The sequence below is a fragment of the Agarivorans sp. QJM3NY_33 genome (assembly GCF_050870865.2).
GTDB lineage: Bacteria > Pseudomonadota > Gammaproteobacteria > Enterobacterales > Celerinatantimonadaceae > Agarivorans.
The window spans coordinates 3649261-3663092 of record NZ_CP194039.2 but is presented as its reverse complement, the minus strand read 5'-3'; the positions used below and the strand labels follow the sequence as shown (position 1 = coordinate 3663092).

Annotated in this window: 13 protein-coding genes; 10 read left to right on the top strand and 3 right to left on the bottom strand. The window is 44.2% G+C overall.

All coding sequences use genetic code 11. The annotated features are described in order from the left end of the window. The first annotated feature begins 174 nt into the window (after positions 1 to 174). Positions 175 to 1383 (top strand): multidrug effflux MFS transporter, encoded by a 1209-nt coding sequence (locus ACRRSY_RS16555; RefSeq protein WP_432463653.1) that lies wholly within the window; start codon positions 175 to 177, stop codon positions 1381 to 1383. A 57-nt stretch (positions 1384 to 1440) separates the two neighbouring features. On the opposite strand, the gene ACRRSY_RS16550 is transcribed toward ACRRSY_RS16555, so the two are convergent. Together ACRRSY_RS16550 and nadK are read right to left on the bottom strand one after the other, a co-directional pair. Beyond that, the gene (locus ACRRSY_RS16550) at positions 1441 to 2145 is read right to left on the bottom strand and encodes a flagellar brake domain-containing protein (RefSeq protein ID WP_432452155.1); all 705 of its coding nucleotides are present in this window, start codon (positions 2143 to 2145) and stop codon (positions 1441 to 1443) included. Between the two features lie 34 nt (positions 2146 to 2179). After that, entirely contained in the window at positions 2180 to 3061 is an 882-nt protein-coding gene (nadK, locus tag ACRRSY_RS16545) for an NAD(+) kinase (RefSeq protein ID WP_432452156.1), read from the bottom strand. Between the two features lie 153 nt (positions 3062 to 3214). Here nadK and grpE point away from each other — a divergent pair, with 153 nt between their 5' ends. The 3 genes from grpE to can all read left to right on the top strand — a co-directional run bounded on the left by grpE (position 3215) and on the right by can (position 5174). Further along, positions 3215 to 3844, top strand: a complete 630-nt coding sequence (gene grpE, locus ACRRSY_RS16540) for a nucleotide exchange factor GrpE (protein ID WP_432452157.1) — start codon at positions 3215 to 3217, stop codon at positions 3842 to 3844. A 380-nt stretch (positions 3845 to 4224) separates the two neighbouring features. Next, positions 4225 to 4482 carry a DUF1289 domain-containing protein gene (locus ACRRSY_RS16535; RefSeq protein WP_432452158.1) on the top strand — a complete coding sequence of 86 codons (258 nt, stop codon included), beginning with the start codon at positions 4225 to 4227 and terminating at the stop codon, positions 4480 to 4482. An 83-nt stretch (positions 4483 to 4565) separates the two neighbouring features. After that, positions 4566 to 5174 carry a carbonate dehydratase gene (gene can, locus ACRRSY_RS16530; protein ID WP_432452159.1) on the top strand — a complete coding sequence of 203 codons (609 nt, stop codon included), beginning with the start codon at positions 4566 to 4568 and terminating at the stop codon, positions 5172 to 5174. Positions 5175 to 5228: 54 nt separating this feature from the next. Here the strand turns inward: can and ACRRSY_RS16525 are convergent, their stop codons facing one another. Further along, positions 5229 to 6563: a dicarboxylate/amino acid:cation symporter gene (locus ACRRSY_RS16525; protein ID WP_432452160.1), complete on the bottom strand. Its 1335-nt coding sequence runs from the start codon at positions 6561 to 6563 to the stop codon at positions 5229 to 5231. A 290-nt stretch (positions 6564 to 6853) separates the two neighbouring features. On the opposite strand from ACRRSY_RS16525, the gene dnaK reads away from it, so the two are divergent. The 6 genes from dnaK (at position 6854) to dapB (ending at position 13603) form a co-directional block, all read left to right on the top strand. Next, positions 6854 to 8770, top strand: a complete 1917-nt coding sequence (gene dnaK / locus ACRRSY_RS16520) for a molecular chaperone DnaK (RefSeq protein WP_432452161.1) — start codon at positions 6854 to 6856, stop codon at positions 8768 to 8770. Positions 8771 to 8884: 114 nt separating this feature from the next. Beyond that, entirely contained in the window at positions 8885 to 10027 is a 1143-nt protein-coding gene (gene dnaJ, locus ACRRSY_RS16515) for a molecular chaperone DnaJ (protein WP_432452162.1), read from the top strand. A gap of 329 nt (positions 10028 to 10356) precedes the next feature. Next, the gene (locus tag ACRRSY_RS16510; RefSeq protein ID WP_432452163.1) at positions 10357 to 11181 is read left to right on the top strand and encodes a M48 family metallopeptidase; all 825 of its coding nucleotides are present in this window, start codon (positions 10357 to 10359) and stop codon (positions 11179 to 11181) included. Positions 11182 to 11185: 4 nt separating this feature from the next. Then, on the top strand, positions 11186 to 11659 hold the full coding sequence (locus ACRRSY_RS16505; RefSeq protein WP_432452164.1) for a GNAT family N-acetyltransferase: 474 nt from the start codon (positions 11186 to 11188) through the stop codon (positions 11657 to 11659). Positions 11660 to 11725: 66 nt separating this feature from the next. Continuing rightward, positions 11726 to 12346, top strand: coding sequence for an FKBP-type peptidyl-prolyl cis-trans isomerase (locus tag ACRRSY_RS16500; protein WP_432452165.1), 621 nt, complete (start codon positions 11726 to 11728; stop codon positions 12344 to 12346). Between the two features lie 444 nt (positions 12347 to 12790). Further along, positions 12791 to 13603 carry a 4-hydroxy-tetrahydrodipicolinate reductase gene (dapB, locus tag ACRRSY_RS16495; RefSeq protein ID WP_432452166.1) on the top strand — a complete coding sequence of 271 codons (813 nt, stop codon included), beginning with the start codon at positions 12791 to 12793 and terminating at the stop codon, positions 13601 to 13603. Positions 13604 to 13832: the final 229 nt, after the last annotated feature.

The window sequence follows — 13832 nt, the reverse complement described above, 5'->3', positions numbered from 1 at the left end:
CGCTAGCTGTTGACCTAATTATCGGCGTTCAGGCTGAGCTTTTCATTCACAGCTAAGAGCCGCTTGACTGGCTTATTTTTTGCGCAACTAAGCGGGTTATTGTTATTGCTTATCGCAATTGTTGTTCAGCTCATGTTATAAGGTGAGTTAGATCACATTTTTAAAGGGGCTATTGTGGGCACGACTCCGGTACACTCAAAAGGGTTTATTGTTCTGTTGGCATTAATGATGTCGTTGGTTGCCTTGGCAGTCGATGCCATGTTGCCAGCCTTAGTGACAATTGCCGAAGATTTCAATCTCAGCCCTGCAACTCAAGTGCAGTGGACCATTACCGGGTTATTTGTTGGCTTGTCTATTGGCCAATTAATTTATGGCCCTTGGTCGGATGCGGTGGGCCGTAAGCGCCCTATTTATTTAGGCTTTGGTTTGTTTATCTTGGGGAGTATTTTGTGCATTGTGGCCGATTCATTTGTTTGGTTCATCGCTGGACGGGTGCTACAAGGCATGGGGGCTGCGGCACCAAGGGTGATCACCATGGCTTTGGTGAGGGATCAGCTTAAAGGCGCGGCGATGGCGCGCGTGATGTCGGTGGTATTTTCGGTATTTATTGTGGTTCCTATTATTGCGCCGGCACTTGGTCAGTTAGTGATGAGCATTGCTCATTGGCGTTGGATTTTTGGCGTCTTGCTACTGATGGCGGTTGTGACGGCTCTATGGTTCGGCTTTTTTCAAGAAGAAACTTTAGTGCCAGAAAAGCGTCGACCGCTGACGCTTAATAGTTTTGTGGATAGTTTAAAAGTACTGATGAATGAGCGAGCTGCTTTGGCCTATACCTTTGTCTCTGGCTTGATATTTGGGGCATTTATGGGGTACTTGAACAGTGCGCCACTGCTATTTATTCAACTCTACCATCAGGGTAGTAATTTTGCTTTACTGTTTGCGTTGGCCGCTGGCTCGATTGGGGTCGCATCGCTGGTGAATGGTCGTTGGGTGATCCGTATTGGGATGCGTAAAATGATCCACATTGCGTTGTGGTGCCTACTGAGTTTAAGTGTTTTGTTTGTTGGTGTACTCATCAGTACCAATGGCGTCCCGTCGCTCTTTTTATTGATGGTTTATATGATGCCGGCATTCTTTTGTATTGGTATTTTATTTGGTAATTTGAATTCTTTGGCGATGGAGCCTTTAGGGGCTATCGCGGGGATGGGCTCAGCTTTTGTTGCTTTTATATCAACTCTGGTGGGGATCCCAATCGGCAGTTTAATCGGTTTTAGCTTTAATTTTACCTGTTACCCGATTGTACTTGGTTTTTTATTGGTGGCCTTGGTTAGCTTAATTGTAATTCGGTTGTTTGATCATCCGCAGAAAGCCGAAGTCGCTTAGTTTTATTGCGATAGTTTTATTACCATTAGCACTTAAGGATAAAGCCTTGCTTTGCCTTTATATGTCGAGCGCTAGATGCTTGAAAATGTTATCTAGCGCGACTTTCCCTTCGAACTTGATGCCAACGGCGAGATGATTTAAACCATCTCGGCTTTGGCTTTTTACGCTCCCTTCGATCACCACATTATTGTCCATTTGAGTGGGGAAGCGGATATAAACAAAGATGTTTTCTAATAAAAATGGACCGTAACTTTCTGGCCATTCCAGTTTGAAGCGGCAGCCTCCAGCGGACAGATCCAAAATAATCCCTTCAAAATTTAAATCATGTTCTACTTGTTGGTCGCTCACCGAGGAGCGGTGGCTAATTGTGGCTGGGAGGCGAATCGCTACCCGCTGTTGCTTACGTAGGCTGAAATGTTCTATTTCGTTGGGGTATTTTACAAAAATTAGGTGCTTGGGGGATTTGATGATGTCGGTAATTACACTGCGAAAGGCAATACATTGGCCCGCTTCTCCTTCTATAATGGAGCGTACAATGCAGTCCATGCCTTCGACGAGTACATCATTGTGACCCTGTTGCGCATAGCGAGGAATGGCAAACATTAGAAAGTTAGTATCATCGAGACCAAGCAATTTACACTTGATACGCACATTCCCTTGTTTGACAAACTGTACGTCTAAAATGTCGCTAAACTTGAGGTGGCGCATGATCTCAACCACTTGTTGGCGATTCTTAACAATTGGCGTGGCGGTATTTGTCAAATTCTCAAATCCTTTGTAGCTGCTGCTGTTGTTATTAGAAAAGTCGGCTTCCCCAGCCCAATTTAGTTTGCAAAATCTTAAAATAGTCGTAGTTGGTTGGGTGAACTAAGCGCAGCGGATTAGCTTGTTTGCGAATAATGACTTCATCGCCTGGCAACACTGGCAAAGAGATATGGCTGTCACAGCTGATATGCATGTGTTCACTGTTGTCATGTGACAATTTTAATTTTACTTCACTTTCACTGTTCACCACGATGGGGCGTGAACTTAAGGTGTGAGGAAACATCGGAACTAAAGCAATGGCATCTAAATTTGGGGTTAAAATTGGTCCGCCAGCGGAGAGTGAATAGGCGGTTGATCCAGTGGGAGTGGTAACAATAATTCCGTCAGCACGTTGACTTAAGATAAAGTGTTGGTCGATGTAAACTTCAAACTCAAGCATGGTGGCAACTTTGTCGAGGTGTAATACCACTTCATTGACCGCGCTATTACTGCTTTTTACCGTGTTATGTCTAAGCACTTGTGCTTCTAATAGGAAACGTTTCTCGGTAACAAATTGACCATTCAGTACCTGTTGTAAGGGTTGTTCGAAGTTATCTGGATCTAAATCGGTTAGAAAACCAAGGTTGCCACGATTCACGCCAATCACCGCAATGTCGTAGTCGGCCAATACTCGAGCTGCGCCTAACATATTGCCGTCGCCGCCTACCACGATTGCTAGGTCGGCCTGTTCTCCCAAATTGGTAATACTGACTAAAGGTAAGTCACTAATTGCCAGTTGGGCACCGGTAATTTCTTCTACCAGTACTGTAAAAGATTGCTTTTTTAACCACTGATAAAGTGCGGTTAGGGTGTTATTGGCTCCCTCGTGGTGAGGTTTTCCGATCAAACCAATAGTGTTGAAAGATTGAGTCATAACTTGTTGATTTAACGTTGTGTTACTGACGATTATAACGCGGGTAAATCAAACTCAGCTAGTTTTATCGTGACTATCACTTGAAACAACGGCTTTGATCCCCATAATATGCATCAGATTAGTGTTATTTGTGAAGAATTACGGAGACCCTGCATGAGCAGTGAGCAAAACAAACCACAGACTGAAGACGTGCCGCTAGAAAATGACAACGAACAAGTCGTTGATGCCGTTGAGGCAGAACTTGTCGAGCCAGAAAGCGCAGAAGAAAATGAGTCGGCGGCTGAAGAAATTAGTATTGCAGAGTTATTGGAGCGTTTAGCGACAGCAGAGCAGACCGTTGCCGATCAAAAAGACAGCGTTGTGCGAGCCAAAGCCGAAGTAGATAATATTCGTCGTCGTTCCGCTCAGGAAGTGGATAAGGCGCGTAAATTTGCTTTGGAAAAGTTTGCCAATGAATTACTGCCAGTTATCGATAATATGGAGATGGCCCTGCAACATGCCAATCATGAGGATGATGCGCTTGCTGCAATGATTGAGGGGGTTGAATTAACCCTGAAAGCTTTATTGGATGCAGTGAAGAAATTCGGAATCGAAGTAATTTCTCCACAGGATCATACCTTTGATCCTGCGAAACATCAGGCAATGGGCATGCAAGAGGTTGAAGGTGTCGCACCCAATACTGTGGTTGCGGTATTGCAAAAAGGCTATGAGCTAAATGGTCGCTTGTTACGCCCCGCGATGGTGATGATCTCCAAAGCTGCATCGGTCGATACCAACGCCTAAGCTGGATTTGTTGATGATTGATGAAAGGGACCGAGTATGGTCCCTTTTTTGTGGGCCTTATTGGGTCAGAAAGTTATCTTCATTTTGTACCAATCTAACTCATTATCCGTTGATTCTTGCTGGCCTAAATCAGCGCTAACTGCCTGATGCATCTTGTAATTGGAGCCAATGCTTACTGCACTTTATGGCTGGTTGTCGATAGATTTATTCTGCGCAATAAGTTGAGTATATAATTAATCAGATTGGTATTACCTGCTGCCACGACTTATCTTGAGCCGCATTTTCGATGTTTTTTTGACCTGATCGGGTAAGCTATGCCATGGTTAATAACTAAATAGAAATTGTTCGTATTGTTGGTCGTAGGCGTAGGGCTTCGCTAGATGGAACAGCTTGAGATTTTTGATATCCCCAATCCTTGTCGTGGTATTTGCCAGACCAATAGTCGTGGTTTGTGTTTGGGGTGCTTTCGTAGTCGTCAAGAGCGATTTGCTTGGCAAACTTTGGATAGTTCCCAGCAACAAAACATTTTGCGCTTAAGTAAACAACGTCGGCAGCGTTATATTCGAAAACAACGTCAATTACTTGCTGAGCAGGCAAAACAACAAAGTGGCACCGGTCAAACTGAGTTTCCTTTTTAATTGTGCTTAAACAGTAGCGGTGAACTGCTGCATCGGGCAATATAATGGCCAATATTAACGAGGTAAGTGTAATTGAGGTGTTAATGAATAGTTTAGATCTGCTAATAAACAATAATCGTAGTTGGGCAAAAGATATAAAAGAGCAGAATCCCTCCTTTTTTACCGACCTATCCGAACAACAATCACCTGAATTTTTATGGATTGGCTGCAGCGATAGTCGGGTTCCGGCCAATCAGTTAGCGCGATTACCGCCAGGGGAAGTTTTTGTTCATCGTAATATTGCCAACGTGGTTGTGCACACCGATTTAAACTGTCTCTCGGTGATTCAATATGCGGTTGATGTATTGAAGGTGAAGCATATTATTGTCACCGGCCATTATGGTTGTGGGGGCGTATTGGCTTCGATGGAAGATGAACAGAAAGGCTTGATCGATAATTGGTTACGTCACATCAAAGATGTTTACCGTTTTCACCAAGCAGAATTGGATGCAATTGAAGATAAAACCAAACGTGGCGATCGACTATGTGAACTAAACGTGATTGAGCAAGTAAAGAATGTTTGCCAAACCACCATCGTGCAAAATGCTTGGGAGAAGGGCCAACTCTTGGCGGTACACGGCTGTATTTATTCGATTCAAAATGGCATTTTAAATAATTTAAATATCACTCAAAGTGGCTTGGAGCAAAGCTAAGTTTTGCGGCATAAAAAATGCGGTCATTGGACCGCATTTTTTATTGGTTCGGCTTTAGGCTTTTTCTATGTCGCGCGGCATATCATTTGCTAATTCGTGAGGCAGGCGCACCTCTTCTTCTGATAAACCCGCGAGAGGGTTGTTGTAGGTCTCTAAGTTTAAGTCCCCCTCAGACTTAGCAACTGCAACGGTTACCATGCTATCTCCGGTAATATTCACTGCGGTTCTAACCATGTCTAATAAGCGGTCAACGCCAATAATTAAGGCGATCCCTTCTACCGGCAGTCCCACTTGCTGTAACACCATGGCGAGAGTAATCAGGCCGACGCCGGGGACTCCTGCAGTACCTACCGAAGCTAAGGTTGCGGTCACAATCACCAGCATGAAATCACCAGCACTTAAATCGATACTGTAAACTGTTGCGATAAAGATGGTTGCCACGCCCTGCATAATAGAGGTGCCATCCATGTTAATCGTTGCACCTAAAGGAATGGTGAAGGAAGCGGTTGAGTTACGTACCCCCAACTTATGGGTTGCGGTTTCCATGGTGACTGGAATAGTCGCATTTGAAGATGCGGTACTAAACGCAAATACAATGGCTTCCCGCATTTTTTTGATAAACAAAAACGGATTTAGACCCGTTAGCACTTTAAGGAGTACTGGATAGATCACCAATGAGTGAAGCAGTAGCACAACTAATACCACCATAAAGTAACTCATGAGGCTAGCAATTGCGCTAAAGCCTATCTCGAAGAACAATTTGGCTAGTAGGGCAAATACGCCATAGGGCGCTAAGTTCATCAGGATCGTGACTAATTTCATAATCACGACATTTAAATCTTCAAAATGGCTCGCAATACGCTTACCTGATTCGCCGGAAATCGCGATAGCGACCCCAAATAACAATGCAAACACAATGATTTGCAACATGTTGCCCTTTGCCATAGAGGCAATTGGATTATTCGGAAACATGTCGATGATCACCTGGCTTAGGCTCGGCGCTTGTTTGGCATGAAAAGCGGCATCGCTTACCATTTCTAGACCTGAACCAGGGCGTACTAATAGAGCCACGCCCATCGCTAAAGAAATGGCGATGGCGGTAGTGGCTAGATAAAGCAGCACCGTTTTGCCACCTAATCGTCCAAGACGCGCGGTGTCTTTCATGGAGGCAACACCACACACCAACGAGACAAAGACCAAGGGAACCACTAACATTTTTAAGCTGGCAACAAATATAGAGCCCGTAATGTTGAGGATCCCATCCACGATATAGCTTTTTACAAAGGTCGATTCAGCAAAAAAAGTTTGCAAGAACACACCAAGCGCGATGCCGGTAATCATCCCAATTAATATCTTATGAGTCAGACTTAATTTAGAGGTATTCATCATTTCTTTTCTCTATTTTTATGCAGGATTTTGGCCTGCATATAGCTTTAAGTTTGGCGCATAGTACCACAGGTTATAAGAAAATCCATTTTAGCTGCTTAATCCTATAGGTTGGTTGGTTTATTTAACTGCCAATGATGTTTGTTGGTGAGTGGAAGTGTGCTGAAAGAAAATAACGAGATAGTAAATTTTGCTTATTTTTTTTGATTTTTCCCTTGAAAAGAAAAATGACGCCCCCAACTTATGATCCAACAAAGAATATTAGTAATAAACAGAATTTGGAGAACACCACCATGGGTCGAATTATTGGTATCGATTTGGGAACCACTAACTCTTGTGTTGCAATTTTAGATGGCGATACCCCTAAAGTTATTGAAAATGCCGAAGGCGATCGTACTACGCCGTCGATTATTGCTTATACAGATGATGGCGAAACCCTTGTTGGTCAGCCAGCCAAACGTCAGGCAGTCACTAACCCTAAAAATACCTTGTTTGCGATTAAACGCTTAATTGGTCGTCGTTTTACTGATGATGAAGTGCAACGTGATATTCAAATTATGCCTTTTAACATTGTTGCCGCTGATAATGGTGACGCGTGGGTAGAAGCGAAAGGTGAGAAGAAAGCGCCGCCACAAATTTCTGCAGAAGTTTTGAAAAAAATGAAAAAAACTGCAGAAGATTACCTAGGTGAAGCCGTAACCGAAGCGGTTATTACGGTTCCTGCATACTTCAACGATTCACAGCGCCAAGCGACTAAAGATGCTGGCCGAATCGCTGGTCTAGACGTTAAACGCATTATTAATGAACCAACGGCTGCTGCATTTGCTTACGGTGTGAATAACTCTAAAGGCGACAATGTTGTTGCGGTATACGATTTAGGTGGTGGTACTTTCGATATCTCTATCATCGAAATTGATGAAGTAGATGGCGAAAAAACCTTCGAAGTATTAGCGACTAATGGTGATACTCACCTTGGTGGTGAAGATTTTGATAACCGTTTGATCAACTACTTAGTTGATGAGTTTAAGAAAGATCAAGGTTTTGACTTGAAGCAAGACCCACTAGCGATGCAACGCTTAAAAGAAGCGGCAGAGAAAGCTAAATGTGAATTGTCTTCAGCACAACAAACTGATGTTAACTTACCATACATCACTGCTGACGCTTCGGGTCCTAAACACCTGAACATCAAAGTGACTCGTTCTAAGTTAGAATCTTTGGTTGAAGAATTAGTACAACGTTCACTAGAGCCACTACGAATTGCTTTGAAAGATGCGGATCTTTCAGTTGGCGATATTAACGATGTTATCTTGGTTGGCGGTCAAACTCGCATGCCAATGGTACAAAAAGCGGTCACTGAGTTCTTTGGTCAAGAACCGCGTAAAGACGTTAACCCTGATGAAGCGGTAGCTATGGGCGCAGCGATTCAAGGTGCGGTATTGTCTGGTGATAAAACCGACGTATTGCTACTTGATGTAACGCCTCTATCTTTGGGTATCGAAACTATGGGCGGCGTGATGACGCGTGTTGTTGAGAAAAACACCACTATCCCAACCAAAGGGTCACAGGTGTTCTCAACTGCAGATGATAATCAAAGCGCAGTAACTGTACACGTGATTCAAGGTGAGCGTAAGCGCGCCGCAGATAACAAATCTCTAGGCCAATTCAACTTAGAAGGTATTCGCCCTGCACAACGTGGTGTACCACAAATTGAAGTGACTTTTGATTTGGATGCCGATGGTATCTTACACGTATCAGCGAAAGATAAAGATACGGCTAAAGAGCAAAAAATCACCATTCAAGCCTCTTCTGGTTTATCCGATGACGAAATCAGTAAAATGGTGAATGATGCAGAAGCTAACGCTGAAGAAGATAAAAAATTCGAAGAGTTAGTTCAGGCTCGTAACCAAGCCGATGCTTTAGTTCACGGTACTCGTAAACAAGTGGAAGAAGCGGGTGAAGCGCTTCCGACTGACGAGAAAGAGAAAATCGAAGCAGCTATTGAAGAGTTAGAGACCGCGCGTAAAGGTGAAGATAAAGCTGCAATTGAAGCGAAAACTCAAGCGCTGATCGAAGCCTCTCAAAAACTTATGGAAGTTGCTCAGCAACAAGCACAAGCGAATGCGGGTGATGCAGATGCTGAACCAACTGCTGAGACTCAAGATGATGTTGTGGACGCCGAATTTGAAGAAGTAAAAGACGATAAGAAGTAATTCTTAAATCTGGATTCAAATGAACTAAATAACGGGCGTTGTGTGAGCAACGCCCGTATCTCTATCATCTATCACAGCCAATACTTGCGGTAGCGAGAAAGTAGAACACCAACTATGTCAAAACGCGATTATTACGAAGTTCTTGGTCTAGGCAAAGATGCCACTGAACGAGACATTAAAAAAGCCTACAAACGTTTGGCGATGAAATTCCACCCTGACCGCACTAAGGGGGATAAAGCTTCTGAAGAAAAATTTAAAGAAGTGAAAGAAGCCTATGAAGTGCTTAGCAATGCCAATAAAAAAGAGGCCTATGATCATTATGGTCATGCGGGGGTTGATCCGAACCGTGGTGCGGGTGGCTTTGGCGGCGGACAAGGTGATTTTGGCGACGCATTTGGTGATATCTTTGGTGATATCTTTGGTGGCGGCCGTGCCGGTGGTGGTGGACGTCGCCAACCGCAACGTGGCTCAGACTTACGTTACAACTTAGAGTTAACCTTAGAACAAGCCGTTAAAGGTATTAAGAAAGAGATTAAGGTGCCAACCTTAGTTCACTGTGAACAGTGTAACGGGAGTGGTGCGAAGAAAGGTTCTCAGCCAAAAACCTGTGGTACTTGTCATGGTCAGGGCCAGGTGCAAATGCGCCAAGGTTTTTTTGCGGTGCAACAAGCCTGTCCAACCTGTAAAGGTAAAGGTTCGATTATTTCTGACCCATGCCATAAGTGTCATGGCGAAGGTCGTTATGAGCGCTCTAAAACTTTGTCGGTTAGTATTCCTGCAGGCGTTGATACGGGTGACCGAGTTCGTTTATCCGGTGAAGGTGAAGCGGGCGAAAATGGTGCTCCAGCGGGTGACTTGTATGTTCAAGTTCATGTGAAAGAACACCCTATTTTCCAACGTGAGCAAAATAACCTTTATTGTGAAGTCCCTATTAGCTTTACCCTAGCGGCTCTCGGTGGAGAAATAGAGGTTCCGACTTTAGACGGTCGAGTGAGCTTAAAAGTGCCGAACGAAACGCAAAGCGGACGGATGTTCAGAATGCGTGGTAAAGGAGTGAAGTCGGTTCGTGGTGGTCCAATTGGTGATTTGATCTGTAAGGTGATAGTTGAGACGCCAGTGAAGCTTAATGAGACTCAAAAACAATTGCTTCGAGACCTTGAAGATAGCTGTGGAGGCTCTGCCAGCAGTAAACATAAGCCTAAGGCTGAAGGCTTTTTTGATGGGGTAAAAAAGTTCTTTGATGACCTCACTAGCTAACGAGTTATAGATGAATAAGCGGCGATAGCCGCTTTTTTTATGTCTTCATTTTAGGGCCGGAAATCTTAAATCGAATACTCAGCTGATATTGGTCTATGTTATGATTTTGGCAACGGGTGCTTTGTGTGGCGAGGGCGGCGACTAGAGCATACTTATTTATAGGCGAGTCGAGGACACGACTTGTGGTTGATGGCAGAGTACCCCCCTTTTGTTCGTGACCAGAGCAATGGCTTTAGTGGCTTGGTCTTATCGTTGGCTCAAATGGTGGACTAGACTGAGGATATTGATATCTGGGTGGCTTGCTGCACTGTCAAATATGGAATTATTTCATGAATAAATCGCTTAAATTGGGGCTGTTAACCAGCTCATTGTTAGTTTTACTTAGCTGCTCTTCCTCACCAACAGGGCGAAAGCGGGTATTGCTTTATGATGACTCGGAAATGAGTTCATTGGGAGCCCAATCTTTTGATGAGATCAAAAAACAAGAGAAAATCTTTCACGATCCGGCGACCAATGCCTATGTGAGTTGCGTGGCGAATGCCGTGACCGCTGAGATCCCAGGTGACTATGGTCAACAACAATGGGAAGTTGTGGTTTTCGATTCAGAACAAGTGAACGCTTTCGCTTTACCTGGAGGGCATATTGGTGTTTACACGGGCTTAATTGAGCTTGCTGAAACACCGGATCAATTGGCGACAGTGATCGGCCATGAAATTTCTCACGTTTTAGCTGAACATAGTAATGAGCGCTTATCTCGCGGACAAATTGTTGGTGTTGGAACTGCGGTGGCTGCGGTGGCTATTGGGGTGAGTGACAGCATCGATAATAAAGGCTTGGCGATGGCGGCTCTTGGCTTAGGCGTACAATATGGGGTGATGTTGCCCTATGGCCGAACTCAAGAGAGCGAAGCCGATTTGATGGGTTTAGATTTAATGGCGAGCGCTGGTTTTGACCCAAAGGCTAGCGTGACTTTGTGGCAGAATATGGCAAAAGCTGGCGGAGCTTCGGTTCCTGAATTTCTTTCTACTCATCCCTCAAATACGACCCGAATTGGTGATTTAGAAACTCGGCTCCCGCGGGCGGAACAATTGACTAAGCAAGCTCTTGCGCAAGGGAAAAATCCGCAGTGCGTTCGGCCTGCTAAGCCTAGCTGAACGAATGAAAATCCAGTTAGCACAGGCTGCCGATGCTGCCGCTATTTGTTTGGTGCAGCGACGAAGTTGGCAACACGTTTATGACCATCAGTTGATAGAAAATATGTTGCAGGCTTTACCAGTCTCATTACATCAACGGTTGTGGATGCAGCGTATAGCCTCAACAGATTGTAGTACATGGACAGTGAATACCCCGCTTGTTTCAGGTTTGTTGATGTTAGAGCAAGTGGATCAGGAGCTCGAACTTGCTGCCCTGTATTTGGACCCCGATGCGATTGGTCAGGGTTGGGGAAGGCTGTTGTTCGAGCATGCCTGCCGTGAAGTAAAATCTAAAGCACTATATTGTTGGGTGATGGAAGACAACCACCATGCGCAAGGGTTTTACCAACACCTTGGTTTTGAATTTAGTGATGAGCGACGAGAATTTAATTTTTGTGGTAGTCATTTTATTCAAAAAAAGGCGCAATTAGTCCGCTAATCGCGGTTTTTATAGTAACTTTATGTTAACCTTTGTGGTTTTTAGCAAGTAGATTTAAGAGAGCAAATGAGCGATAAATATCAAGGCGCTGCTGCGCAAGCAAGTTATGGCTACGGCCTACAAATTGGTGAGCAAATTGGGCGTGCCGCATTCGATGGTTTAGAAGTAAACGCAATGCTAGATGGGATCCGTGACGTCATGCAAGGTGCGGAGCCGCAAGTTGAAGAGGCTTTAATTGCCGCAGCATTCCAAGAAATAACCAAAGAAATCGAAGCCAAGAAAGCCGAGCAACATAAAGATGCAATGGCAGAAGGCGAAAATTTCTTAATGGAAAATGGCCAACGCCCAGAAATCAATAAAACCGAAACAGGCCTTCAATATGAAGTCTTGGTTGAAGGTGATGGTGAAACGCCGAGCGCAAGCAGTAAAGTACAGGTTCATTATGAAGGTACTTTAATTTCTGGTGAAGTGTTCGACAGCTCGGTAAAACGAGGCCAGCCTGCGGAGTTTCCTGTGAATGGTGTTATTAAAGGTTGGACTGAAGCCCTACAGCGCATGAAAGTGGGTGATAAGTGGAAGCTATATATCCCGCAAGAACTTGCTTATGGCTCTCAAGGTGCTGGCGCAGCCATCCCTCCGTTTGCAGCTTTGGTATTTGAAGTTGAGTTATTAGCCATTCTTGGTTAATCGCCCCTTCTGTTGATAAACCGGCTTTATAGCCGGTTTTTTTGTGCCTGCGATCCCGGCGCAATAGGAATGGCTTGCGTGGCATCCTGCGATGTTTGGTATTTGCTTGACCCACTGTTTATATCAATCTAACTCATTATCAGTTGATTCTTATTGGACTACATCATCGCTCACTGCGTTATGCATCTTGTAATTTTAGCCGCTAGTTACGGCACTTACTGCCTCGTTAACGGCAGATTTATTCTGCGCAATAAGTTGATTATATAGCGAATCAGATTGGTATTAGATTTGCTGTTACTGCTAATTTTGGGGGAGAAGATTACTCTTCGTGGCTTTAGCTGAGGTGGTTTCAAATCATTGCGAAGCCTCGTTTTATCTTATCTGCTTTGCTATAGTCGACTCCAAATTGCGGTCGCAGAGTCTGATTCGAAAAGGAGAGTTAAAATGTCGCAAGTGAGAGTAGCGATTGTTGGATGCAATGGACGAATGGGGAAAAATTTACTGGAGGCTGTGAATCATAGTGATGCTGCGATCTTGGGGGCCGCAACAGAACGACCCGGTTCCAGTTTAATTGGGATTGATGTGGGTGACTTAGCGGGTTTTGGCAAGCTGAATATAGCGATTGTCGAGAACTTGGAACGAGTGAAAGATGACATCGATGTGATTATTGATTTTACCGCCCCAGCCGTTACCTTATCTCATATTGAATGGGCTCGGGCTAACCACAAAAAGATGGTGATTGGCACCACTGGTTTTAGCGATGAACAAAAACAACAGCTAGAAGAAGCGGCTGACGATATTGCCATTATGTTTGCGCCGAATATGAGTGTTGGTGTGAACTTAGTCTTTAAGTTGTTGGAAATCGCAGCCCAAGTGATGGGAGATTACACCGACATTGAAATCATCGAAGGTCACCATCGACATAAAGTAGATGCGCCTTCGGGAACGGCTTTAGGGATGGGTGAGGTGATCGCTGACACCTTGGGCAGAGACCTGAAAAAAGTAGCCGTTTACGGTCGAGAAGGGATCACTGGCGAGCGTGATCGAGAGACGATTGGTTTTGCAACCATTCGTGCTGGAGATTTAGTGGGAGAACATACCGTGATGTTTGCCGATATTGGTGAGCGAGTTGAAATAACTCATAAAGCATCTAGTCGAATGACCTTCGCCAATGGCGCTGTAAGGGCTGCTGTGTGGTTACAAGATAAACCGTCGGGATTGTTTAATATGCGTGATGTATTAAATTTAAACGATTAAGGTTTTCTTATTGGATTTTAGAACGCCGCTTTGCGGCGTTTTTTTTTGGAGCTGAATTTAACTATCGATATAATATACTAAAATGACATTTGAAAGCGTTATCAACGAATGTTTTGAAATCGCTTTCAAGAATTATGTGCTTGATCGGCCTCACAAAGGTTATAAAAAATACAGGTAACTTACGCTGTGTTACATAAAGTTACGCTGAAGTCACAGTCCTTTTTTTGTT